At 44.6% G+C, this 23,557-nt stretch carries 32 protein-coding genes; 29 read left to right on the plus strand and 3 right to left on the minus strand.

Going from position 1 to position 23,557, the window contains the following annotated elements:
- Positions 1-724: 724 nt before the first annotated feature.
- The 3 genes from ACFIKY_RS02425 to ACFIKY_RS02435 form a co-directional block, all read right to left on the minus strand.
- Positions 725-1,540 (minus strand): GNAT family N-acetyltransferase, encoded by an 816-nt coding sequence (locus ACFIKY_RS02425; protein ID WP_375661339.1) that lies wholly within the window; start codon positions 1,538-1,540, stop codon positions 725-727.
- Positions 1,541-2,396: 856 nt separating this feature from the next.
- Positions 2,397-2,915 carry a helix-turn-helix transcriptional regulator gene (locus tag ACFIKY_RS02430; RefSeq protein WP_375661340.1) on the minus strand — a complete coding sequence of 173 codons (519 nt, stop codon included), beginning with the start codon at positions 2,913-2,915 and terminating at the stop codon, positions 2,397-2,399.
- Between the two features lie 80 nt (positions 2,916-2,995).
- Entirely contained in the window at positions 2,996-3,523 is a 528-nt protein-coding gene (locus tag ACFIKY_RS02435; protein WP_375661341.1) for a helix-turn-helix domain-containing protein, read from the minus strand.
- Between the two features lie 147 nt (positions 3,524-3,670).
- On the opposite strand from ACFIKY_RS02435, the gene ACFIKY_RS02440 reads away from it, so the two are divergent.
- The 29 genes from ACFIKY_RS02440 to ACFIKY_RS02580 all read left to right on the plus strand — a co-directional run.
- Entirely contained in the window at positions 3,671-3,976 is a 306-nt protein-coding gene (locus tag ACFIKY_RS02440) for a helix-turn-helix transcriptional regulator (protein WP_005864619.1), read from the plus strand.
- Positions 3,977-4,049: 73 nt separating this feature from the next.
- Entirely contained in the window at positions 4,050-4,190 is a 141-nt protein-coding gene (locus ACFIKY_RS02445) for a hypothetical protein (protein WP_375661342.1), read from the plus strand.
- On the plus strand, positions 4,174-4,572 hold the full coding sequence (locus ACFIKY_RS02450; RefSeq protein WP_375661343.1) for a hypothetical protein: 399 nt from the start codon (positions 4,174-4,176) through the stop codon (positions 4,570-4,572). The genes ACFIKY_RS02445 and ACFIKY_RS02450 overlap by 17 nt, the downstream gene beginning before the upstream one ends.
- Positions 4,572-5,624, plus strand: a complete 1,053-nt coding sequence (locus tag ACFIKY_RS02455; protein WP_375661344.1) for a ParB/RepB/Spo0J family partition protein — start codon at positions 4,572-4,574, stop codon at positions 5,622-5,624. The genes ACFIKY_RS02450 and ACFIKY_RS02455 overlap by 1 nt, the downstream gene beginning before the upstream one ends.
- Positions 5,621-6,079 carry a hypothetical protein gene (locus ACFIKY_RS02460; protein ID WP_012232200.1) on the plus strand — a complete coding sequence of 153 codons (459 nt, stop codon included), beginning with the start codon at positions 5,621-5,623 and terminating at the stop codon, positions 6,077-6,079. Before ACFIKY_RS02455 ends, ACFIKY_RS02460 begins: the two co-directional genes overlap by 4 nt.
- Positions 6,076-8,055: a transposase domain-containing protein gene (locus tag ACFIKY_RS02465; protein WP_375661345.1), complete on the plus strand. Its 1,980-nt coding sequence runs from the start codon at positions 6,076-6,078 to the stop codon at positions 8,053-8,055. The genes ACFIKY_RS02460 and ACFIKY_RS02465 overlap by 4 nt, the downstream gene beginning before the upstream one ends.
- 345 nt (positions 8,056-8,400) lie before the next feature.
- A complete protein-coding gene (locus ACFIKY_RS02470) occupies positions 8,401-9,432 on the plus strand; it encodes an AAA family ATPase (protein WP_375613740.1) in 1,032 nt (343 codons plus the stop codon).
- On the plus strand, positions 9,429-9,692 hold the full coding sequence (locus ACFIKY_RS02475) for a hypothetical protein (protein ID WP_273755273.1): 264 nt from the start codon (positions 9,429-9,431) through the stop codon (positions 9,690-9,692). Before ACFIKY_RS02470 ends, ACFIKY_RS02475 begins: the two co-directional genes overlap by 4 nt.
- Positions 9,689-9,940: a hypothetical protein gene (locus tag ACFIKY_RS02480; RefSeq protein ID WP_375644704.1), complete on the plus strand. Its 252-nt coding sequence runs from the start codon at positions 9,689-9,691 to the stop codon at positions 9,938-9,940. The genes ACFIKY_RS02475 and ACFIKY_RS02480 overlap by 4 nt, the downstream gene beginning before the upstream one ends.
- 14 nt (positions 9,941-9,954) lie before the next feature.
- The gene (locus ACFIKY_RS02485) at positions 9,955-10,578 is read left to right on the plus strand and encodes a DUF3164 family protein (RefSeq protein WP_375644723.1); all 624 of its coding nucleotides are present in this window, start codon (positions 9,955-9,957) and stop codon (positions 10,576-10,578) included.
- Between the two features lie 9 nt (positions 10,579-10,587).
- Positions 10,588-11,205 carry a regulatory protein GemA gene (locus ACFIKY_RS02490; RefSeq protein WP_375661346.1) on the plus strand — a complete coding sequence of 206 codons (618 nt, stop codon included), beginning with the start codon at positions 10,588-10,590 and terminating at the stop codon, positions 11,203-11,205.
- A 6-nt stretch (positions 11,206-11,211) separates the two neighbouring features.
- Positions 11,212-11,619, plus strand: coding sequence for a helix-turn-helix domain-containing protein (locus tag ACFIKY_RS02495; RefSeq protein WP_375647509.1), 408 nt, complete (start codon positions 11,212-11,214; stop codon positions 11,617-11,619).
- Positions 11,620-11,706: 87 nt separating this feature from the next.
- Positions 11,707-12,288, plus strand: a complete 582-nt coding sequence (locus ACFIKY_RS02500) for a glycoside hydrolase family 19 protein (RefSeq protein WP_375661347.1) — start codon at positions 11,707-11,709, stop codon at positions 12,286-12,288.
- Positions 12,285-12,572: a hypothetical protein gene (locus ACFIKY_RS02505; protein WP_375644708.1), complete on the plus strand. Its 288-nt coding sequence runs from the start codon at positions 12,285-12,287 to the stop codon at positions 12,570-12,572. Before ACFIKY_RS02500 ends, ACFIKY_RS02505 begins: the two co-directional genes overlap by 4 nt.
- Positions 12,565-12,903, plus strand: a complete 339-nt coding sequence (locus tag ACFIKY_RS02510) for a hypothetical protein (protein WP_375661348.1) — start codon at positions 12,565-12,567, stop codon at positions 12,901-12,903. The genes ACFIKY_RS02505 and ACFIKY_RS02510 overlap by 8 nt, the downstream gene beginning before the upstream one ends.
- A 46-nt stretch (positions 12,904-12,949) precedes the next feature.
- Positions 12,950-13,111 (plus strand): hypothetical protein, encoded by a 162-nt coding sequence (locus tag ACFIKY_RS02515; protein ID WP_375644710.1) that lies wholly within the window; start codon positions 12,950-12,952, stop codon positions 13,109-13,111.
- Positions 13,108-13,422 (plus strand): DUF2730 family protein, encoded by a 315-nt coding sequence (locus ACFIKY_RS02520; protein WP_375644711.1) that lies wholly within the window; start codon positions 13,108-13,110, stop codon positions 13,420-13,422. Before ACFIKY_RS02515 ends, ACFIKY_RS02520 begins: the two co-directional genes overlap by 4 nt.
- The gene (locus tag ACFIKY_RS02525; protein ID WP_375661349.1) at positions 13,419-13,775 is read left to right on the plus strand and encodes a hypothetical protein; all 357 of its coding nucleotides are present in this window, start codon (positions 13,419-13,421) and stop codon (positions 13,773-13,775) included. The genes ACFIKY_RS02520 and ACFIKY_RS02525 overlap by 4 nt, the downstream gene beginning before the upstream one ends.
- Entirely contained in the window at positions 13,738-14,319 is a 582-nt protein-coding gene (locus ACFIKY_RS02530) for a phage protein Gp27 family protein (protein ID WP_208431556.1), read from the plus strand. Before ACFIKY_RS02525 ends, ACFIKY_RS02530 begins: the two co-directional genes overlap by 38 nt.
- Positions 14,312-15,934, plus strand: coding sequence for a hypothetical protein (locus ACFIKY_RS02535; RefSeq protein WP_375661350.1), 1,623 nt, complete (start codon positions 14,312-14,314; stop codon positions 15,932-15,934). The genes ACFIKY_RS02530 and ACFIKY_RS02535 overlap by 8 nt, the downstream gene beginning before the upstream one ends.
- Before the next feature lie 12 nt (positions 15,935-15,946).
- The gene (locus tag ACFIKY_RS02540; RefSeq protein WP_375661352.1) at positions 15,947-17,548 is read left to right on the plus strand and encodes a DUF935 domain-containing protein; all 1,602 of its coding nucleotides are present in this window, start codon (positions 15,947-15,949) and stop codon (positions 17,546-17,548) included.
- Complete coding sequence (locus tag ACFIKY_RS02545; protein WP_375661354.1) at positions 17,541-18,746, plus strand: phage minor head protein; 1,206 nt, start codon at positions 17,541-17,543, stop codon at positions 18,744-18,746. The genes ACFIKY_RS02540 and ACFIKY_RS02545 overlap by 8 nt, the downstream gene beginning before the upstream one ends.
- A 434-nt stretch (positions 18,747-19,180) precedes the next feature.
- On the plus strand, positions 19,181-20,224 hold the full coding sequence (locus ACFIKY_RS02550; protein WP_375661356.1) for a phage protease: 1,044 nt from the start codon (positions 19,181-19,183) through the stop codon (positions 20,222-20,224).
- A complete protein-coding gene (locus tag ACFIKY_RS02555; RefSeq protein ID WP_375661358.1) occupies positions 20,221-20,562 on the plus strand; it encodes a hypothetical protein in 342 nt (113 codons plus the stop codon). The genes ACFIKY_RS02550 and ACFIKY_RS02555 overlap by 4 nt, the downstream gene beginning before the upstream one ends.
- A gap of 12 nt (positions 20,563-20,574) precedes the next feature.
- Positions 20,575-21,540, plus strand: a complete 966-nt coding sequence (locus ACFIKY_RS02560; RefSeq protein WP_375661360.1) for a capsid protein — start codon at positions 20,575-20,577, stop codon at positions 21,538-21,540.
- Between the two features lie 15 nt (positions 21,541-21,555).
- Positions 21,556-21,978: a gp436 family protein gene (locus tag ACFIKY_RS02565; protein WP_375661361.1), complete on the plus strand. Its 423-nt coding sequence runs from the start codon at positions 21,556-21,558 to the stop codon at positions 21,976-21,978.
- A gap of 1 nt (position 21,979) precedes the next feature.
- Positions 21,980-22,474, plus strand: coding sequence for a phage virion morphogenesis protein (locus tag ACFIKY_RS02570; protein ID WP_375661363.1), 495 nt, complete (start codon positions 21,980-21,982; stop codon positions 22,472-22,474).
- Complete coding sequence (locus ACFIKY_RS02575) at positions 22,471-22,992, plus strand: hypothetical protein (protein WP_375661364.1); 522 nt, start codon at positions 22,471-22,473, stop codon at positions 22,990-22,992. Before ACFIKY_RS02570 ends, ACFIKY_RS02575 begins: the two co-directional genes overlap by 4 nt.
- The coding region (locus ACFIKY_RS02580) for a baseplate assembly protein (RefSeq protein WP_375661366.1) at positions 22,989-23,557 on the plus strand (569 nt) is incomplete at its 3' end. The genes ACFIKY_RS02575 and ACFIKY_RS02580, both read left to right, overlap by 4 nt.

Below are 23,557 nucleotides of genomic sequence, written 5' to 3' on the forward strand. Positions count from 1 at the left end.
CGAGAAGGTAGTCGATCGCACAATCGGAGTTTCAATAGACTTGTAGCGTGTGGTTTAATCTTTTCAAACTTGAATTTTTATTCTGTCATTTAATGGATTTCACCATTAAGTATTTAAAATGATTTGATTTTATTGTGCACTATGACTGTTCAACACCTTATTTTACGTTGATTGAAGTTTTGTTCCTCATATAAAATAGTATGCTTCAAGTAGAGTGCACTTATATTATTAATTAACATGTTTATTTTAAAGAGATTTCTCATCATCAACTGTAATCTAAAAAAGAAACAATATACATAAAGGACCTTTGAAAGGGTTTTGAAGCTCCTTTGGTTATTGTATAAAGCGAAGATTTTTTCTATTAATTGACTAACAGACTAACCATCTAACAAACTATGATATAACTGTAGTTTTAAATATTTGCTTTTTCGAGTTTTTTATAATTATCAGTAACAGACAGTAAATTATCGATCATATCAAATAAAATTTTCACTTGTTCAACTTAGATCTGTGATAGATATCTTTTTTAAGACAATGATCCTGAAAATTATAAAAGTAAGAAAATTTGAGTGAGTCATTTGAAACAATTATATTTGTAATAACTTTTTTAACTTTTCACTATCAGTATTAAAGAAGATTGGCTAAACTTTCTTGGTTGTATAGATTGGTTTTCTGTATTTGAGTTTTGCTGAAAATAATAAGTTCGCTTATCGATGAAAAGAATTCATCGCTCAATGATCATGTGTTTATTGGAATAAACTTTAAATTCACCAAAGTTTATAAAACCCAATTTTTTATAAATGCCAATTCCCTCGTGAGATGCTTGCATACCAATAACATGACATTTCTTTCTTTTTAAATGCTCAATAGCAATTTTTGTCATGAATGGCCCAACACCTTTTTTCTGAAAATCTGGATTGGTGACAATATCATACACTCCACCAATTCCATCTGCTTTAATACAAAAACATATTGCTACAGGATTATTATTTATGTAACCAACGAACATCTCTACATCAGGATCTTTTTTATAACAACGGCCTATTGTTTCATAAAATATAACCGCTTCTTCATCAAAAGGCTCGAAGACTGATGCCATAACATTTCCGTAATCTCTAAAATCTTGAAGTGATTCAACTTCCTTGATTTTGAAATTATCTGGCGTAGAAGTAACATGTGAGTCTATATTTTGTGCTAAAGCTGCCATTCCTACCTCTGTTTCAACATGCTCTAAACCAATAGATAAGAGAACTTCATCAACTTTATAATGAGACGAATGAGGTTCAACCCACCAAGCTAAAGGTAGTTTTTGTGCATTAAAGGAATGGATTATGGATTTTGCTTGGTTTGTAGGTATAGTTTCTTGTAAACTTTTAGCAGAGACAATATTGAATGTGTCTGAAGCAAATGTTGAATTAACAGAAGATACTCCATTTGGAAAATCAACAACCTTCATTTTAGGGCATGATTTTGGTAAAAAACGTACCTTTGAGCAAAAATTATTCTCTAATGATAAGTCAATTTTTGATTTGTTTAACATTTGTTTTTCTTGTCATGGCTCATCATTTCTAATTAATCTTTTAATATTGGGGCTGTAAGAAAATCCGTTAGCTCAAAAGTAATCCCAAATTCTTTTAAATACGCCTCTATAACCTGCCAAGGTCGTAAAAGATCTGCCGCGAATACTGAAAAAACTATTCTCGGGATTGCAAGAAATAAAGTTATTGTTGCCAAATAACGTCATGAACCAATGGGAATTGTCCATCTCGCTTTTCAAGCTTATTTTACACGGATTTAACGACCTAATAGACAACGGTAACCTTCCAGAAAAAATCCGTCTAAGTTAAAAATTGTTATCTTATGATCTAAGCCCCAATCCAATAGATGCTTCACAAGAAATTACGAATCTTAAAACTCTTTGAGTGTAGTTTGACACTAGGTTTTATACTAAGTGGGAAAAGGTGGGATTAGGTAGGAACACGTGGTAATTTGTTGTTTTTATGTATAATTTTTACCATTAAATGCGCGTTTTGTCAAAATAGATTTTGACACCTAAAATTGTAAAAAAGAGCGAAAATCAGAAAAAAATGCGTTTTCATGGTAAAAATGAGAGAAGGCTTTGAAAGGTCTTTGAAAACCCTGTGAAAAATTTTGAAAAGTCTGTGAAAGCCCAGAAAACCGCCTTTGAAGACCCTGTGAAAAAAATTCGGTAAATTGTGAAGCTTACTCCAAAATCAGCCCAAAATGACCAAAAAAGCAAAAAAGATTTCCATATATACGTGGAAATCTCTAAAAATTGAGTAAAAAGCATTTTTTATCAATAATTTATATAAATTTTTTAATGTAAAAAGATTTCCACTTTCATTTTTCATATTAAAGAGGCATTAAGCTGTATCTTATGTAGTTTCTGGATGTGCATTTTCAGCCTCTATTTGACGCTTTAAATGCAATTTTAGAAGAGGTAAAATAAGCTCGACTTCTTCCGTGTCGTTGATGTCTTGAACAAGCTCTTGCAGTTTTCCATAAAGTTCCGCCGCGAGTTCCGCTATATCTTCAGGAGGGAGTTTTATTTTAGCATCGCGATAGGTTGTATAAGCTATGCGACCAAGCTTTTTCATGAGACCAGCAGGTATGGTTGGTGCTTTAAAACCAGCTGCTTTCGCCTTTTCCATGTCTGTAAACATTTCGCCTTCTCCAGTGAGAAGCCAATGAAAGTCTACGCCATAAATTTTGTGATAGGCAATTACGATAGATGCTGGTGGCTCATTTATACCAAGCTCATAATTTGCAAGCGTATTTTTTGCCAAATTAAGAGATTTGGCAAAAGCACCGCGTTCTTCGTTTCCGAGGATTCGTCTTATTTCACGTAGGCGTTTTGCCAATGGTGTTTTAGGTTCTAGTTCGGGGCGTGCCAAAAATGCTCCTTATTCATATTTAGGTTAGCTTAAATTACAGGATTTTAAAAAGAGATTCCCCCATTCATTTTAGAGTAGCATTAAGCCGAATTTTGTGCAGCTTTGGAGTGTTCTTTTTCAGCCTCTATTTGACGCTTTAAATGAATTTTAAGAAGAGGGAAAGTCGCTTCGACCTCTTCCATGTCGTTGATGTCTTGAACAAGCTCTTGCAGTTTTTTATAAAGTTCCGCCGCGAGTTCCGCTATATCTTCAGGGGGGAGTTTTATTTTAGCATCGCGATAGGTTGTATAAGCTATACGACCAAGCTTTTTCATGAGTCCAGCAGGAATGGTAGGCGGAGAGATATTGAAAGACCGAGCCATCATCATGTCTATAAACATTGCATCTTCACCGGTCAAAAGCCAATTCAGGTTTACTCCAAATTTTTCTTTATATGCTGATAAAACCGTTGCATCTGGAGTTCTATCACCGCGTTCGTAATTTCCAAGCCCTTGAATACTGATACCAATTTTAAGTGAAAATATATCACGAGATAAGCCCACAAGCTTTCTAACTTCTGTGAGTCGTTTTGCTAATGCAGTTTTGGGCTCATTTTTTTGTCGTCTCATATTATAAATGTTTACAAATGGGGTTGACTAATATCCCATTTGTAGATATACCTCATATTAGAGCCCGATACGAAGGGCGTTTATTATACATTTAACCCCACAAAAAACGGATGGTTTGAGCATCCGTTTGAAGCAGGAGCGAAAGTTATGACAACCACACAAACATGCATCCAAGTTTGGGATCGCCATAGTATTTTAGCCGAGCTACGCCGCCGTAATATGACCTTGGCGGAGCTCGCGAAAGCTTATCAACTATCGTCATCCAGTGTTCAACACATTTGGACACGGTCTAACGAGAAAGCCGAACGCGCTATTGCCGATTTTATCGGTTTGCCCGTTGAGCAAGTTTTTAGCGACCGCTACCCCAAAAGTCGCCGTCGCATTTTTAAAGCAGCAAAACATGCCAACACAGATTCGCGTGCGCATTCTGCTTTGCGTGGGAATGCTGCTTGAATTTCGTTACACGGCTTTGCGTTTTTGCGCATTTGCCATGAATTTAAATACCATAAGATAAAAAGGTTTATCAATGTCTAAAGATCAATACGAAATGGGCAAGATAAATTGCAGAGAGTTGCATCATAGAACAGCCGTTTGGATGGGTTGGTTCTGGCGATTAGGGGGTTGTCATATTGTTTTTATAGGGGGTGGTTATGGTTGCTGCTTGTAATTTATGGACCCCAGAAGCCAGAAGCGATATCGTTAATCCTTATTCAGAAGCTGAACGTTTGGAAGCTATGCTTGCCTGTTCTTTTAAGGCGGTGAGTAGTGGATTTAAACATTTGCCAATCCGGTATATTATTGACCCTCCGCACTGCTTATTTGATGCGGCGTTAGCACGACAGATTGTTATTCATATTTTGCATTATCAGTTTGAGGTGCCGCGGCGGCGTCTTGTTGCCATGCAAGAGCGTGAACGCACTGCTGTTGCTCGTTCTTTGCGTACCATTAACCGGCGTTTGGAAGAACCCGTTTTTGCGAAAGCTTATCGAAGATGGGCGGGGCGTGCGATGGATTTGTTCTTTAAAGAGATCAGAAAGGCGGGGGCGTGATGGCACAGTTTCAAAAGCTTGCTCTTGATGTGATTGTGGTGCCGGAGCGTATACGCCCTGTGGATGATGAGCATGCCAAGGCGCTTGCACAATCAATGGCGCGGGAGGGATTGATGAATCCGATTACGGTGCGCCATACGCCCAATGCTAAAGAGGGCAATTATACGCTTATTGCTGGAGCGCATCGGCTTCGTGCTGCTGAGCTTTTGGGCTATAGTGATATTGATGCGGTTGTGGTGCAGGCTGATAAGGATAATGCTGCGCTTTTAGAAGTGGCAGAAAACCTCTTTCGTAATGAATTGTCTGTTATTGATCGTGCGCTTTTTGTCCAGACTTACCGCGAATTGTGGGAAAAGAAGTACGGGGAGATTCAACGTGGCGGTGACCATGGTAATCAATATACAAAGGACAAAATGGCAAAGGGTAAAGTTTACCCTTTGCCAAATGATGGTTCTTCAGAGCATAACGAAACTGGGTGTGAAGGAGACAAAGTGGCAAAGGGACAAGTTGTCCCTTTGCCAAAAGATAGTTCTTCAGAGCATAATGAAACTGGGTGTGAAGGGGATGAAAAATCAAAGGATCAAGTTGATCCTTTGATCGGAGGTGAGAAATTGGGACAAGTTGTCCCTATTTCTTATACAGATGAAGAAAGTGGTAAAGGGACAGTTTTATCTTTTGCCGAACATGTGGCGGACCGTATTGGCTTGTCTTCAAAATCAGTAAGACGTCTTAACAACATTGCCCAGCATTTACAGCCGGAGTTGCGGGCGGTTTTGCGAGGGACGGCATTGGCGGATAATCAAGCGCAATTGTTGAAGCTTGCCAAGATGGAGCCGGTTGCGCAACGGCGGGTGGCAATTGCTTTGCAACAGGTTGAGGGGGATTTACGGCGGGCTGTTGATTTGGTCAATGGGGTTAATACGCCTCCGCAAATTAATGAACAAGAGCGGGTTTTTGCTCAGTTATTGGGTGTTTGGCAGAGAGCAGATGCGCAGACAAAGGCGCGGTTTTATGATTATTTGAACAAGCAATCGGGGGAGGTGCTGTCATGAAGAGGCATGGTTGCGGGCAGCTTGATTTTTTCCAAAAGCCGGTTTTTCCCTGCCGCGAACCCGTTGCGCAGATTGATTTAGGGCGGTTTCGCTCACGCATTAAGCGTGCGATGGCGCGGGCTTTGAGAGAATGCCGGCATGAGCGCAGTGTGATTGCGGAGCGTATGGCGCATTATTTAGGGATTGGTTGTTTAAGTAAGGCGAGTTTGGATGCTTATGTTGCGGAAAGTAAGCAGGTTGATATTTCCCTGCCACGGTTTAAGGCATTTGTGCGGGCGACAGAGGCATTTTGGCTCTGGGATGAGGTGGTGAGTGAAGATGGATTGTTGCTGTTGCAGGGGGATGAGGCACGTTTAGCAGAAATTGCGCGGCTTCAGCAGGAACAGCGGGAGATTGCAGCGCAATTGAAAGCCATGCGCGCAACGCCGGTTCGCATTAAAAGGGGGCAGCCATGAAGGAATGGTTTCGTATTGCCGAATTGGCTGAGGCAGCTTTGCCAGGGTTGCCGAAAACATATAAAAGTCTTGAAAACCACGGACGGGCATATTGGAGAAAAAACTCTGAACTTTCGAGGAAAGTGGGAGGCAAAACCAAGCCGGTTTGGGAATATCACATCTCTTTATTGCCGGAAGAGGCACGGGCGGCATTGTTGGTGCGGTTTGGTGGGGCTGTTGATGTGAAACAAACGCAAGGGGAGCAAAAGACAAGTGTTTGGGTGCGTTATGAGGGGCTTTCAAAGGCGCATAAAAGGCGCTGTGAAGAGCGTTTGAAGGCGCTTTGCTTTTGGGAAGATTTGCTCCATGCCGGTATGGGTGTGCATGATGCGGCAAGTTTAAGTGCTGTGCAATTTGGTGTGAGCCGGATGTCGCTTTTTAATTGGCGGCAGATGGTTGAAGGGTATGAGCGCCCTGATTGGTTGGCAGCGCTTGCACCTTGTTATGGTGAGGAGAATGTTTCGCAATTTGCGCCGTGTCATGAGGGGGCGTGGGAGATTTTTTGTTCGGATTATTTGCGCCCCTCTAAACCTGCTTTTTCAGCGTGTTATCGGCGCATGGTTTCGGTTGCGCAGGAGCGGGGTTGGCAGCCCATTCCTTCTGAGCGGGCTTTGCGGCGTCGTTTTAACAGGCAAATTTCCAAAGCGGTTGTGGTTTTAGCGCGTGAGGGAGAAGAAAAGGCAAAAAAGCTTTATCCGGCACAACGGCGTGATCGCTCAAGCCTGCATGCACTGCAAGCGGTGAATATGGATGGACATAAGCTGGATGTTTTTGTGAATGTTCCTTGGACAGAGAAGCCTGTGCGGCTTTATCTGATTGCCATTCAAGATCTTTATTCGGGCAAGATTTTATCGTGGCGCTTGTCGGATGCTGAGACTTGGGAAATCGTTCGTTTGGTGATTGGGGATATGGTGGAAGCTTATGGGATACCAGAGCGGATGACCTTGGATAATGGGCGTGCCTTTACCAGCAAGTGGATTTCTGGAGGTGTGCAAAATCGCTTTCGCTTTAAGATTAAGCCGGATGATCCGCAGGGGCTTTTGACGAGTTTGGGGGTGCAATTGCAATGGACCACCCCTTATAGCGGACAGTCTAAACCGATTGAGCGGGCATGGCGTGATCTGGCAGAAGCGATTTCTAAACATCCCTTTTGTGCGGGGGCTTATACGGGCAATAAACCGGATGCCAAGCCTGAAGATTATGGCAAGCGCGCGATAGGATTTGAAGCGTTTAAAGCCCATGTTGGTGCGCAAATTTGTGCACACAATGCGCAAGCGGGGCGTAAGGCGGTTAATTGTGCGGGGCGCAGTTTTGATGAGACCTTTGCAGAGAGTTTGCAAGCAGAGGGAACGATAGTTCGGCAAGCAACGGCGGCACAACGGGCTTTATGGCTTTTAACCTCTGAGGCATTGCGTGCGCAAAAGGGTACGGGCGAGATCCATTTTTATGGCAATCGTTATTGGGCGCGGGCGTTGAATGAGCATGCGGGGCAAAAGGTGATTGTACGCTTTGATCCGGATAATTTGCATCAAGATTTACGGGTTTATGATTTGAACAATCGGTTGCTTTGTTTGGCACCATGCCTTTGTGATGTAGGTTTTTATGACCAGCAGGCGGCGCGCTTGAATGGGCGTTTGCGTAAAGAATATGTGAAGGCTGTTAAAGCAGAAAAACAGCTAGCGGCAAAGCTTGCGCCTGATCATTTGGCAGATGTTTATGGGCGCCTTGAGAAAAAGGATGAAGCGTTCAAATCGAAGCTTCCGATAAAGCCAAAGGTGAGCCGCTTGATGCCAAACAATGTGGGGAATTTAGCTTTGAAAGCAGACGATGATGAGGCTTTGGGGGAGGAAGAATTTAGTCAACACTTGCATAAAGCTTTGAGAAAGCTTTCCGCCTCTGATGAGGGGCGTGAGGTGATCAAGTTTCCCAAGCAATAGAATAAGAAAATAGGAAAAGAGAGGGGGGGTTATAAGAATTCTCAAAAGGAAGCTGGTTTTGTATCGCGTATCAGCTTGAAGCGTTAACAAAGAAAGGGGGGGAGGAATCTTAATCCTTTAAAAGTTTAATCAATACATGAAGTTTCTAGGTGTCTTTGCCTGATCGGGAGAGATGCGTGGAGTTAGCAAGTTCTCTGATGTGTGAGAAAGAGAGGGGATTTGCAAGGTTAGCCGTTTTAGTATCGCGTACGGCTTTTAAATGTTTATCGAAGACAAAAGATAAGGGGCGGGTGGGAGCCCTTCCCCTTATCAATAGTCTAAAATCAATACGAGAGGGGAATATACATGAAAAACGCGATAAATGCAACGGTCGATAAAAATCCTTGGGCGCGACCTAAAATTCAGCCCAATGGCACAGCACAAAACCGCAACAGTGATGACATTGCTTTATGGAATGAGCTTGTGGATGCGGTGAGAGCTTTGGGGCAAATGAATGATTGGTCGAAAGCAGAGGTGGCACGGCGCATAGGGATGCCGGATGGGACGTTTTCGCAATGGTATGCAGGCAGTTATGCGGGGCAATTGGGTAAGCAAAATGCAAAGGTTCAACAATGGGTTGAGGTTTTAAAGGAAACGGCGGGGTTTTTGGAGAAGATCCCTGAAAAACCAGCCTTTCAGAGGAATCGTATAGCCAGTGAGATCATTGATACTTTAACACTGGCACAAAGCACGGGGGATATGGTGATGATTACGCTTGATGCGGGCAGTGGTAAGACCGAAACTTGCCGCCATTATCGCTCTACCCGCCCGCATGTTTATTTGGTGACAGCCAGCCCGCATACGCGCAGTGTTCACGGTATTTTGAATGATATGGCAGCAGAATTGGAAGTGGTGGAATATAATCCCACCCGCTTAACGCGTGCGATTGGTAAGAAATTAGAGCGCGTGGGGAGTGGCACGTTGTTGATCGTTGATGAGGCGCAAAATTTAACGGATGAGGCGATTAATCAGTTGCGCCATTTTGTTGATATTAATGGCACAGGGTTGGCTTTGGTTGGGAATGATGAAATCTCGGGGCGGTTGGTTCATCGTCAAAATGGTCCCTCTTATGCACAAATTAAAAGCCGTTTGGCGATGCATCTGAAACGGCGCAAGCCCTATAGTGAGGATATTGCTGCGCGCATTCATGATTGGGGGATTGAGGATGTTGGTGCGATAAAGTTTTTGACAGGGATTGGCTTAAAGGCTGGAGCTTTGCGGCAAATTGACAAAACCATGATGTTGGCACGCATGGCAGCGCTTGGAGATGGGTGTGAGGTGACCCTGAAACATGTCAAAGCGGCATGGAAAAACCGTGACGTGGAGGAATTGGCATGATCCCTTTATGCGACAAAGAATTATCCGATACGCTTGTTGGTCTTTATGACGATTATCAATGCGGTTTTGATATTGGAGAAAAGCTTAAATTGTGTGTTGATTTGGCGTTATTGCTTGAACTGGAGTTGAGTGTTCATCGTTTGGGGGAAGCGGATGCGGTTTTGGAAGCTGAAGTTGCAGAAGTTTTGGCTGAGTGTGACAGCTCTGATGCGGATGAGAGCAATCGTGTGATTTATATGGATTTTGGAGGCGGAAAATGATGGAACGGAACCCTTATATGGTGAGAGATTGCTTGGTTGCTTTGCGCTCTGCCTTGTTAAAACATGAAATGGATGGGATTTTTTTAAGTGCGAAAGATGTTCGAGAATTGAATGATTATTTGCGCCGCTTGGCAGGCTATAACCACGTTTTGGGACATGAGCTTATGCGGTGTCGTTGGCAATTGAAAGCGGGATGTGCGCCTTCTTCAGGGGATGTTGTGCCATTTCGTCGGTTTCAAAAAACATAAGGAGGACATTGGTGATGAATCCACAAATTGAACTTGAAGGTACGCGTTATATGAAGGATGCAAAAGGGGCTTTGGTACCTGTAAGCCTGATCCGCCCTGCGGATTTGTTAGAGGATGAAACGGTGCGCAAAATTATGGGTTTTGCGAAAGAGTTATCGGCAAGGATTGCACGTTTTAACAACCATACAATTACGGATTTGAGTGATTTTGATAGCTTGCTTGCGCAAGAATATGGTGTGGAGCGGCGTGGCAAAAAGGGCAATTGTACTTACACAAGCTTTGATGGTTTGCAACGCATTAAGGTGCAGGTACAGGAAAGTGTTGATTTTGGACCGCAATTGCAAATTGCCAAAAGCCTTCTTGATGAGTGCTTAAATGAGTGGTCTGCGGATGCGCGACCTGAAATCCGTGCGATTATTACGCGTGCTTTTAATACGGATAAAGAAGGCAAGGTGAATCGGGGGGAGATCTTTATGCTGTTGCGTTTGGATATTGATGATCCACGCTGGAATGAGGCGATGCGTGCTATTCGTGAGTCATTCCGAGTGACAACATCTAAGGAGTATGTGCGTTTTTATGAGCGTGATACATTGGAGCATCCTTGGCGTGCTGTGACCATTGATCTGGCGAAGACGTGAGGGGGTGACATGTCTTTAGCTGTCCTTCATATGGGAAAACGCGCGTTAGGTCTTGATGATGAGACCTATCGCGCACTGCTCTATCGCTTGACAGGCAAGCAATCGGCGAAAGATTTGGACTTTTTAGAGAAACGTTTAGTTGTCGCTGAAATGAAAGCGTTTGGTTTTGAGCCGAATGTGAAGCGTTTAGAGGGTAAATATGCTAAGAAGTTACAGGCACTCTGGATTGCTGGGTGGAATCTTGGCATTATTCGTGATCGTTCAGATAAGGCGTTGCTTGCCTTTGTGAAAAGACAGACAGGCATTGATCATATTCGCTTTTTACGCGATAACGATGATGCGGGCAAAGCCATTGAGGCGTTGAAAGGTTGGTTGCAGCGTGAGGGTGGGGTTGACTGGAAAGGGAAAAAGATTCAAGATTCTTGGCAGAAAATGCCAGGATATTTGATTTTGCGTGCCCAATGGAAGTGTTTGAATCCCGATGCTGTGTTTGATGTGGAAGCTTTTCATCAAAGTGTTATGGTGTTAAGTGGTAAAGCTTTGGGTGAGATGAGTGGGGGCGATTTTAGACAAGTGATGAATGTTTGGGGGCGGAAAATCCGTAAAAGTGTTAAAAGCGAGGGGTAAGCATGCATGCAAGAGGAAATCTATAGCGATTTTCCTGCCTTATTGCGTGAAATAGCTGATGTTGCGGGCAGTGAAGCAGCATGGAATATGATGCGGGCTTTTGGTGGACGACAGGTTTATCTTCCAGGGCGTCTTGATAATGCTGATTGGTTGATTGAAATTGTTGGGTTTGAAGAAGCCGAGCAACTCATCAACCATTTTTGTTTTAATGGTTCTGGTGTGCGCCTTCTTATTCCCCTTGGCAGAGATGCTGAACGGCGGCAAAAAATGGTGCAAGCGTTGCAAAAAGGCTGGTCGGTGGATGCTGCAGCTGCTGTTTCTGGTATGCATGTGCGTACAGCCTATCGCTTGAAGAAGAAAATTTCTTCAAAAGAACCACAAGGTTTATTATTTCCAGAGTTTTATGAGTATTGAGAGTTTTGACTGACAGTGTCAGGCTTATATTGGGGACGTGAGATTTCATAAACTGCGAATGGATTTTTATTCATTGAGTGGTTTGTTATGATTTCAATAGATGCCTCTTTTCTTCATCGCCTTGCGCCTAAACTGACGCATCATGCGCGCCAAGATTTTATTATCGTTGAAATGGCACGAGCGTTGCCTGAAGCTTTGTCTTATGGTGCGATCACGACACGTTTGCGTGTTGCACATTTTTTAAGCCAATGTGCGCATGAGAGTGATGGTTTTTTTACCGTTTGTGAATATGCCTCTGGGCGCGCTTATGAGGGACGCAAAGATTTAGGCAATGTCAACCCTGGGGATGGTGTGCGCTTTAAGGGGCGTGGTTTGATCCAATTAACGGGACGCAATAATTATCGTCGTTTTACGAAGTTTTGGCACTCAGTGGATGATCAGGCGGTTGATTGTGAAGCTTTTCCGCAAGTGCTGGAACAGTTTCCAGCTGCTCTTTGGTCTGCTGTTTGGTTTTGGCAGACGAGAGGCTTAAATAGGCTTGCTGACCAAGATGATTTGCTCAGAATTACTAGAGCAATTAATGGGGGCAAGAATGGACTTGTGCAACGTTTGACCTATTTAAACCGCGCTAAAAAGCTTTTGGAACTTGGAGGCGAGGTGAAGGTATGAAACCGTCTTATCGTGGTTCTAGGCTCTATTTGTGGTGGTCCTTTTGGTTTGCTTGGGGGGTTATTTTTTTGCTCGTTTCTGGTGGCTTGTGGGGGGCACCGCATATTGTTGATATGGCAGGTATTTCTATTCCTTCGATGGTGGCGATTATTGTTGGCAATTTGGGTGTGCATCGTGGTTTTGGTTCGTTGGATTTTTCCAATAGGAAACATTCCCATAAGCGGCATAGCAGCTCCTATGATGGGGTGGAGATAACGGGGTGGGGGGATAAGCGCAATGTTTAGCCCACTTTCAAAACTGTCTTTTGGTTTGTTGTTTTTGGTCAGTGTGATGTTAGCGGCTTTTGGCTTTATGAAAGCGCAAGTTTTAAAGGCGGAAAAGGCGCGTGATTTGTATTGGCAGTTGGAGATTATCAAGGCTTCTGTACGTGCACAGCTTGAGATGGAGCGACAAAGGCAAGCAGCGTTGGAAGCTGAACATCGAGCGCAAGGGGTAATTTCGGCTTTGGAACAAAAGCTTGTGAAAATGGAGGAGGTCAATGCAGCATTGCCAACTACTGGCTGTGGTATTGGGCTTGAGCGTGTGCGCTTGCTCAACAACCAAGCCAAGGAATAGTTTTGCGTATCAGTTTTTATCGGTTGAATTGCCGCCTGTTGTTCGCATGGCGTGTGCCCGCCCAGCATTATTGCCAGAGCGTGCTTTGAATGCGCGCGAAGTGGTGCACTATTGGGGGCGTGATCGTGCTGCTTTATTGATTTGTGAACAACGCAGAAAAGCTGTGGAGCGGGCGATTTTAGGCAAAAGAGAGGGGGGATTCAAGTGAACTTGGATATCAGTGTTGCGAATGGCTGGTTGTCTTTATTGTTATCGGTTATTGCGATTTGTGGGGTTTTGAGAGCCTATTTTTCTTCAGGTGCGCGGGAAATGCTGAAAGATATGACAGTGCTTAAAGAGCGTGTGCAAAAGTTAGAAACGGAGATGGACTTTTTGCCTGATCGCGATGCGATGCAAAGATTAGAAGTGAATATGGAACGTTTGAATGGTCGTCTCAACACGCTTTCTGCGCAATTGCAACCGGTGGCAGCCATTGGTGAGCGCTTGCAAGAGTTTTTACTGGAGAATGCCAAAAAATGAAAGCAGATATGGATAAAATCATCCGTGAAGAAGCGCGGTTAATTATTTTAAAAGGGCTTGCTTGTGAGCGCAGTGAAACTTTATCGAGTGCGATGATCGAGCGGCTTTTATACAGTTATGGCATCAGACGCGATCGCGATTTTGTGCATAATGAACTGGCTTTTATGGAAGATCAAGGTGCTGTTACTTTAAAATGTGTGGGTTCAGTTTTTCTTGCGGCATTAACAGAACGGGGAGCGCGTCATTTAGACCGGAGCTTTTCCATTGAGGGGATTAAGCGGCCTAAACGTTCATCAATAAAATACGAGGTGAAGGATGCGCAAGGTCGGGCGTGGACGTTTAACGGCGATTGATTTATTGCCGCAAGCTTGTGATCAGATTATTGCTGCGGCTGCTGAGGCTTTAAATGGGCGTGAGAAGACACAAATGGCTATTTATGGTGAGTTTAAAGCGGCTTTGAAGGCTTTACAAAAGGAAACGGGTTTAAGCTTTTCTATTCCCTCCTTTTCGAGTTTTAATCGTTATTCTTTGCGTTTAGCAGTGATGTCAAGGCGCCTAGAACAGACAAGAGAAATTGCAGCAAGCCTCTCGCAGCGCTTTGATGCTAAAGCTTCTGATAATATCACTCTTTTGACGGCGGCAGCGATTAAAGAACTGATTTTTTCCACGTTAAGCAGCGGGAAAAACCTTTCACCAAAAGCGGCACAAGAATTGGCCAATGCGCTCAAAGGGGTTTTGGCGGCTGAACATTTGTCGACCACGAGGCGGCAAAAGTTGGAAAATGATTTTGCCTCTAAAGCAAGTAAAGCGGTTGAGATGGCAGCGGCAGCAGCGGGGCTCTCTAAAGAGCGCGCGCGGGCTATTCGTGCGCAGGTGTTGGGGGTTAAAAATGGCTGAACAGCTCCTCTCAAAAAGTCATGTCTTTGATCATCAGAGTGGTTTTGATATTTGGCAGGCGAGTACTTTCCCTCAAGAGCAAGATCCTTTGGAGGAAGGTGTTTTGATGGCGCATCAATGCGCATGGATTGAAGATAAGTCCCCATTAAAATTGGTTGAAAAGGGGCGGCGGACCGGCATTACTTTTGCGGAAGCTTTGGATGATACCCTTATTGCGGCAGCAACGCGTGAAGCTGGTGGCGATAATGTTTTTTATATTGGAGACACCAAAGAAAAGGGACGTGAATTTATTGGTTATGTGAGCAATTTTGCAAGGGCAATCACTCGTAATAGTGGGGATGTGGAGGAATTTTTATTCTCTGATCAAAGGGCGGATGGGTCAACAAAATATATCTCTGCTTATCGAGTGCGTTTTGCTTCAGGTTTTCGGATTGAGGCGCTTTCTAGCCGCCCTGAAAACATTCGGGGGCTACAAGGTATTGTAGTGATTGACGAGGCGGCGTTTCATCAAGATGTGCGCTCTGTTTTGGATGCGGTCAATGCTTTGTTGATTTGGGGAGGCAAGATCCGTGTGATCTCTACCCATAACGGTGTTTTAAACCCTTTCAATGAATTGATCCGTGAGGCGCGAGCAGGAAAAGTGCCTTTTTCGGTGCATTGTTACCCCTTTGGTGTCGCTGTTAAAAATGGCTTGTTTAAACGAGTTTGTGCCATGAAGGGGGAGGTGTGGAGTTTAGCGTCTGAGCAACAATGGGAAGAGCAAATTCGTGCCTCTTATGGGGTGCGTTTGGCTGCTATGCGCCAAGAATTAGATGCCATACCAGCCGATCAAGAAGGAGCGGCTTTAACACGCTTACAGATTGAAAATTGTTGCGCGCCTGATATTGCGGTGTTGCGTTTTGCTTGTGTGGATGATTTTAAAAATCAATCGGATTATCAACGAAGTCAAACTGCTTTTAATTGGTGTGAGGGGCGCTTAAAGCCTCTTCATATTGGGCTTGACCGACGGCGCCAACATGTTTTTGGCGTTGATTTTGCGCGCAGTGGGGATGCGACATCCATTGTGGTGATGGAAATTGGGCAAGATCTGGTGCGCCGTGTCCGGTTTATGGTGGAATTGCGCAATACGCCGTTTGATCAACAAAGAGAGATTTTATTTTATGTGGTGAATGGCTTGCCGCGTTTGTTGGGGGGCGCTTTGGATGCACGGGGCAATGGGGCTTATTTAGCGGAAAAGGCGGCACAGCGTTATGGGGCTTGTGTGAGGGAAGTGCAATTGTCGCAAAGTTGGTATGGCAAAGAAATGCCGGCTTATTTGGAAGCTTTTGGGGATGGGTCCATTGTTTTGCCGCGTGATAGTGACATTGTTGCGGATCATCAAGCGCTTGCTTATGTCAATGGCATTGTGAAAATTCCAGACAATCATCGTTTTAAAGGCAGTGATGGTTTTATGCGCCATGGTGATAGCGCGATTGCTTGCGCTTTGGCTTATTTTGCTAGCCGCCAGACGCCTGAAATTTATGATTATACACCTGTGAGAGAGGCTTATCGTTTTGATGAAAGCTCACTCTTTTCAACGCCTTTTTTTTCAACAATGCGATCAAAGATTTATTGATGGGATGATGAGATGGTAAAACTTTTAGATCAGTGGGGCAGGGCGCTTAATATCAAAGGGTTGGAGAGAGAAGTCGCAAGCCCTACCGTTAATGGTGTTCGTGATGTGTGGTCACAAACCATTGTGAGTGGTCTTACCCCTATGCAACTTGCCGATATTTTACAACAGGCAGCACGGGGTTATCCAGAGCAGTTTTTCCAACTTGCCGATGATATGGAAGAGCGTGATTTGCATTATCGTGCTGTGCTTGGCATGCGTAAAAATGCTCTCACAGGGGTGGAGCCTGGAGTGATTGCAGCAAGCAACAGTGCACAGGACAAAAAGATAGCGGATGCTGTTCGAGAAGTAATTAGTGCACCTACTTTTGTTGATGATTATGTGACGGATTTGTTAGATGCTTTGGGCAAAGGCTATGCGATTGTTGAAACCTTATGGGACAAGAGTGCCAAGGAATGGTGGCCGGTTGCTTGGAAATGGCGTGACCAGCGGTTTTTTCAATTAGATCGACGGGATGGTTTTAATTTGCGTTTAAAAGAAGAGGGGTCTCATTATGGTATTGAGTTGCCTGCTTATAAATTTTCCATTCACCGCCCAAAGTTAAAAAGTGGTTTACCTATCCGCACGGGGCTTGCACGCCTTGCAGCTTGGGCATTTCTCTTCAAGTCTTATACCTTAAAAGATTGGATGGCTTTTTTAGAAGTTTACGGCATGCCGTTGCGTGTGGGGAAATATGGTGCGAGTTCTTCTCATGAGGAACGGCGGGTTCTCATTCAAGCGGTGCGTGATTTATCTAGTGATGCGGCAGCGATTATTCCCAAAGAGATGGAGATTGAATTTATTGAAGCGGCAGGGGGCAGTGGCAATGCGGTTTTTGCCGCAAAGGCTGAATATTTAGATCGGCAGATTTCAAAGGGTGTGTTGGGACAAACGATGACGACGGATGATGGTTCGTCCTTTTCGCAAGCGCGCATTCATGAAAATGTGCGTCATGATATTGCCAGAGCTGATGCACGGCAATTGGCATTGACGGCCAATCGTGATTTGATTGTGCCTTTTGTTGAGATTAATTTTGGGCGCCAAGAGCGCTACCCCCTTGTCTATTGGCCGATTTCGGAAAATGAAGATATTAAAGCGATTAGTGATGCGCTGGAAAAACTTGTGCCTTTAGGTTTGCGTGTTGGGGCGCAAGAAGTGCGCAATAAGATTGGCTTTTCGCAACCAAAAAAGGAAGAAGATGTTTTGAAGGCTCCTGATAATGCGCTTGATGATGAGAGGGGACAAGAGGATGGTGAGGGTAAACAAAAGGCTCATGTTTGTGCTGATTGTGGGGGTGCTTTTGATGTTTCTGTGACAAGAGAGGGCAAGGGTGGAAAAGAGCAGGGTGGGAAATATCACGACGAATTGGACCGACTTTCTGAAGAAGCTTTAAGTGACTGGGAAGAGGACTTAGAACCCCTTTTAGAGCCTTTTAAAAAGCTTGTGAGAGAAGCAAAAAGTTATGAGGATATCCTAAAAGGCTTGGATGAATTGCTCGGTAAAATGGATCATCACGCATTAGCAGCGCGCTTGGCAAAAGTACAAATGATTGCACGTGGGCTTGGGTATCATGGATGAGGAACTTTTTAAAACCGCCCCTAAAGAGGTCACCCGTTATTTTGAAGCCAAGGCACTTGTTCCAAGCTTTGATTGGCGTGATGTGGCACCAGAAGAACATGCTTTTTCCTTTACGGTGGCAAAATCGGTAGGCTATGACATTTTGGATGATTTTAAGCGAGCGGTTGGAGAAGCCATAAAACATCAAGTTCCTTTTCAAGATTTTCAAAAAAATTTGATGCCGATTTTACAGGAAAAGGGTTGGTGGGGTAAAAAGACCAGCATTGACCCCAAAACTGGTGAAAAGAGCGTGGTACAATTGGGCAGCCCACGGCGTTTAGAAACGGTCTATTGGGCCAATACCATGAGTGCGCATGCGGCAGGTGAGTGGGAGCGCACACAAAATAATAAAGAATTTTTGCCCTATCTCACCTATGCTTTGTCGAGTTCAGAACATAAGCGTTTAGAACATGAAAGTTGGGTGGGGTTTACTGCACCCGTTGATGATCCGGTTTGGGATTGGCTTTATCCACCCAATGGTTGGCGGTGTAAATGCAGTGTGCGACAGGTAAGCCGTTATGAAGCAGACAATTTAGGATATGAAGAGGGGGCAGAGCCACTTCTTGTTGAAAAGCAGGTTTGGCACAATAAACGGACGGGGAAAGTTGAGAAGATACCAAAGGGGATTGATCCTGGTTGGCATTTGAACCCTGGGAAACATCGGGCGCAAAATTTAAATCATTTTTTGAGTGATAAAATTTCCGTGATGGGGGACAATCAAAAGCGCATTGCCATTGAAGATATTGTGGGTTCGCCAATTTTGGAAGCCATGTTTGAAGGACGGATGCCTCGCGGGTTTATACCCATTGCCCCGATGATAAATAAGGTGGGTGATGTTTTTGCAGCGGAAAATTCTCTTATTCTCTTATCCTCAGACAGTGTGAAACATATTTTGTTAGAGCATCAAGCGCGAGCTCTTCACTTAGATGATTTTCGAGCCGCTATTCAAACACTCATTCGCCCCCATGGCATTATCAGACGCAAAGATACGCAGGGTGTTATGTTTTTTGGTGAAAGTGGTGGGGCATGGTGGCGCTTTGTGGTCAAATGGGTAGCAAGCAAACAAGAATGGTGGTTGACCTCCATGCATAAAAAAAGCTCTAGAGAAATTGAACGCTTATTGGATGCGGCTGAAAAAAAGGGCGAGAGGTTGTTGTAAAGAAAACAACAGGAAGAAAGTCTTGTGTTCTTAACGGAAAAGAGGCGAGGAAAATGAGAAGGCGTGGAGGGCGGTCAACTCCTCGCAGATCCGATAAAACCGTCCTGGCAAAACTGGCTCACGCCTTACATCCAATAATATAATGTTTTTAAGCCAAAAAGCAATCTTTAAAAAAACGGCTTAAGAGAGGCTTTTTTTGTATAAGATGATAAATTGTACCTCTAACTTCACAACGGCGCTCTATCGCCTTTGAAGTGCCTTTGAAAACGATTTTATGGGATGGTTTAGCACGGGGGTTTCTCTCACAAGGAGAATAATAGGGAAAAGAGTGTTTTTTTGAGAAATGCTCTTTTGACTGACAGTGTCAGACTTATAGTAGGAGTAAGTTTCATGCATTGTATTGCCAATGACAATTGTAAAGCAATAGGCAATGTATGGAACAGGAATTTCACGAAGATCAAAAAGATGGGGATGCCCAGACATTTTATGATGGGACATTTCATGCTGCGTTAATAGATCTTTGCCCAGACGTTTTATGCCAAGACATTTCATGTGAAGACGCCACCATTAGCCAAGCGCCTGAGTGGGTAGAGTTGTTGCCCAAAGCGCCCCATGTGAAGGCACGTGATGGACGACAATGGCATTATAACCCGCAAACTATTTTAAAAGCCTTTGCAGCCAATAAAGGACCGCTTGTGATTGATTATGAGCATGGGCAACATCACCGTGCGAGAAATGGTTTAGAAGCACCTGCCAGTGGCTGGATTGAGGAATTAGCAGAGCGGGATGGTGCGATTTGGGGGCGTGTTAAATGGACCGATATGGCTACCAAAAAAATTATTGCCCGAGAATATCGCTATCTTTCGCCTGAGTTTCGCCATTCCAAGAAAGGTGAAATTTTGAATTTAGCTGGTGCTGGACTGGTCAATCGTCCAGCCCTTGTCATGACGGCTTTAAGCCGTGAACAGCCTTCCCCTATAACTTTGACGGAGAAAATGATGGATTTGACAGCCATTGCCAGTGCACTATCGCTGGCAGAAGATGCTAAAGCGGATGAGGTTTTAGCAACGCTTAAAGCGCGCGAAAAGGAACGCGTGGAATTAAATGCCCAATTAAAAAAAGCGCGAGAAGATTTAGCGCTTTTGCAAGAAGAGCAAAAAAACAGTGCCATTGAGAGTCTTTTAGATAAGACCATTGAAGAGGGCAAAATTTTGCCGGCTGCTCGCGAGGAATATCGTGCGCTCTGTGCCCTTGAAGGGGGGATGGAGCATTTTAAAAGTTTGGTCGAGAAGTTGCCGGCACTTGCCTCAACAAGCCCTTTAGAAGTGTGTGCCTTAGCACAAGAACCAAAGCTTGCTCCAGAAGAGGTTGCCCTTGCGGCACGTCATTATCAGGAAGAGCAGAAGAAAAAAGGCTTCGACATCACCATTAGCCAAGCGGTTGATTATATTTGCGAACAAAAGGAGCGCCAATCATGAGTACGATGATTTTGATTAAATCTTTTCGCGCTGGAGATGTGATCTCACCTTATTGCATTGTTGCAGCCCGCGGTGAGGGAATGGTGGCAACGGCTTCTGGTAAGGGTGATAAATTATTAGGGACTGCTGGGTCTTGTGAAGCCAAGGCTGGTGAGATGATTGATGTTGGCCAATGTGGTTGGGGCGAAGTGGTTTGTGGAGGCAATGTTTCCTTTGGTGATTTTTTGACCTCTGACCCAAAGGGGCACGCCATAAGGGCAGAAGCAGCAGACCGCACCATTGGTATTGCCATGAGTGATGGTTCTGCTGGTGATATTATTTCTTTTAAAATTAATTAATCGAGGCTTAAAATGAACAGACCTTTTCCCATTGATCCAACACTTACTGCTATTGCTATTGGTTATCGCAATCCAGCAGGTTCTCTTATTGGCGATAAAGTTTTGCCACGCGTTTCTGTTTTAAGTGAGGTGTTTAAATATAGTGAATTTCCTTTAGCGGAAAATTTTACCGTTCCTGAACTTGAGGTTGGGCGAAAAGGACGCCCGAATGTGGTGGAATTTTCTGCCTTTGAACGGGAAGCCAGTGTCAAAGATTACGGATTGGATGATCTCATCCCCAATTCAGATATTGAAGCAGCGGCACGCGCACGGGCGGAGCGACGCTCTCGTTATAACCCCGAAAAGACAGCTGTAGAGGGACTTGCCAATTTGCTAGAATTGGGGCGTGAAGTGCGTGTTGCAGCCCTTGTGCAAAGAAGTGAAAATTACGCACCAGAGCGCGTGATAACTCTCAAAGGTGAGAATAAATTCAGTGATTATGAAAAATCTGACCCTTATGCCACTTTAGATGAGGCGATGGATAAAAGTCTCGTCTATACGCCCAACACCATTGTGATGGGTAAAGTTGTTTGGTCAAAACTCAAACGTCATCCCAAAATCATTAAAGCCGTTAAAGGGGGTGGTACTGCTGATGGTTTTGTCACCAAGGCGCAATTTGCTGATCTGATGGAAATACACCCCGATCGTTTACTCATTGGTGAATCGCAAGTGAATTTGGCACGCAAAGGGCGTTCGGCACAATTGGCACGCGTTTGGGGCAATAAGATTGCACTGCTTTATATTGACCCCACCAAACAACAGGCGGATGGATCGGTCATCAGTTGGGGCTTTAGCGCTCAATTGGGTGAGCGTTTGTCTGGAGTGATCATTGATCCAGATATCGGCTTATCAGGCGGTAAACGGGTGCGTGTGGGGGAACGCGTGTGTGAATTGGTCGCTGCAAAAGATGCCGGCGTTTTGTTGCAAGAAGTTGTCTAAGGGAAACTTTTAAATATGGCTTATGCAAGCAAAACATTGATTGAAGAGCTCTGGGGTGATGACTTCTTGGATGATTTATGCGGGATGGATGAGAGTTCTGATCCAGTTTTTTCAGAGCAAGCCATTGCCCGCGCTCTCGAACAGGCAAGCGGTGAGATTGATGTGCATTTGTCTCATCGCTACTCAGTCCCGATTGCTGGACAGCCGGCGGCTTTGGGTATGATCTGTGTCAATATTGCTGTTTATAATTTAGCCATACGCCATACGGCACTGACCACGACTATTGAAGATCGTTACAAACAGGCGGTTGAACTCTTGAAACGCATTGCGGAAGGCAAAGCGGGTTTAGGTATAGATGAGCCTAAAATTATGAGCGAAGATGGTCCCGTGCGTGATGGGGCTTTTTTCCATGCTAAGCCGCGTTTGATGGGAAGGTAACATGTCTGTTTCAACCCATATTGAAATTAAAGAGACAGGGCTTGAAGCGGCTTTATCCTTTTTGCAAAAGGGAGCTGATAGCTCGATGGGAACTTTGGCACAAGGGGTTGGGCGTCTCATCCAAGAGAGCACAAGGCGGCGGATTCAAAGTGAAAAAACGTCTGCTCAAGGAGAGAAGTGGAAAAACAATCATGCTCGCACTTCCATTCTTTATGCCAGTGGGGCGCTTTCACGCTCCATTGATATGAAAGCATCACCAGAACAGGTGATTGTGGGCTCTGGGTTGGTTTATGCGCGGATTCATCAATTGGGTGGGGTTATTCGCCCGAAAAATGGCAAGACACTGCGCTTTTTTCTTAAAAGCGGCAATGCACACCGCTTTGTTTGTGTGCATCAAGTGACCATGCCCGCACGCCCTTATTTGGGGCTTTCAGAGCACAATAAAGTGGAAATTGTCAAAGCGGCAGAAGATTGGCTGGAAAGGGTCTTTTCATGAGTCAAACGATCACACAAGCAGGGCGCATTAATCAGTTTCGTGAAGCGGTGATAAGAAGCCTTAAAGGCGCTTTGCCGGATGTGCGTGATTGCGGCTGTCAATTTGGGCGTTTTAACTTAGAAGAACTTGAAACACAGATGCTGGTGGCTCCAGCAATACGGGTTGCGGTGTTAGAAAGCCGTTTGAATCCTGTAGCAAGTGGGCACATGAGTGCAGAGCTTCATTTAGGGGCTTTTATTATTACCACAGGCAAAGAGCGTGATGTTTCCAGTTGGCTTTTGGCAGAAGCTATTGCGGTGCTTTGTCATAGCGGGCAATTGTGGGGGCTAACGCATTTGAGCGCCCCGCGTGAGGTGCAAATTGAACCGATTATCTCTGCGGCGATTAAGCAGCGTGGTGTATCGATAAGCGTGGTGGAATGGCACCAAGATTTGCATCAGTTGGGACAGGATATTTTTTGTGATGAAGGACAACTCAAAAGTGGTTTGATTTCATGTGATAATGAGGTGTTGGCATGAATGATGCGCATCTTTTGAGTGACACCTTGCGGCAAATAATGAAGCGTCTTGATGCGCTTGAACGCTGTCTTGCCAACCAACACATGATCGGGCGGGTTGCAGAAATTGATGGCCATAGGGTGCGGGTGAAACTTTCCGAACAGGGTTCCAATGGACAAGCGGTTTTATCGCCTTGGCTACAAGCGCAAGAGGCTTCTGGCGCTCTCTCAAGCAATATGCCTCTCCATGTTGGTGATCCGGTGCGGTTGTTAAACCCCCATGGCGAAATTGGTTCTGCCTCTCTGGTGGTGCGCGATAGCTATAGTGAGGATGCACCTAATCCCGCACGCTCTTTCCAAGAATTTGCTCTGTGTTATGCGGGTGGCGCTTTGCGTATCACGAAGGATGAACTCATTCTCTCCCATGGGGAAAACCAAATCCATTTGAGTGAAAAAGGTTTGGTGCTTTCTCATCAATCAACCCGTGTTGAATTAACGGGTAGTGTGCACATTCAAGCAGAAGATTTGCAGCACAATCAAAAATCTGTTGGCGCAAGCCACAAACACGGTGGGGTCAAAATGGGTCC

The organism is Bartonella sp. CR127HXZ (assembly GCF_042194555.1).
Taxonomy (GTDB): domain Bacteria; phylum Pseudomonadota; class Alphaproteobacteria; order Rhizobiales; family Rhizobiaceae; genus Bartonella; species Bartonella grahamii.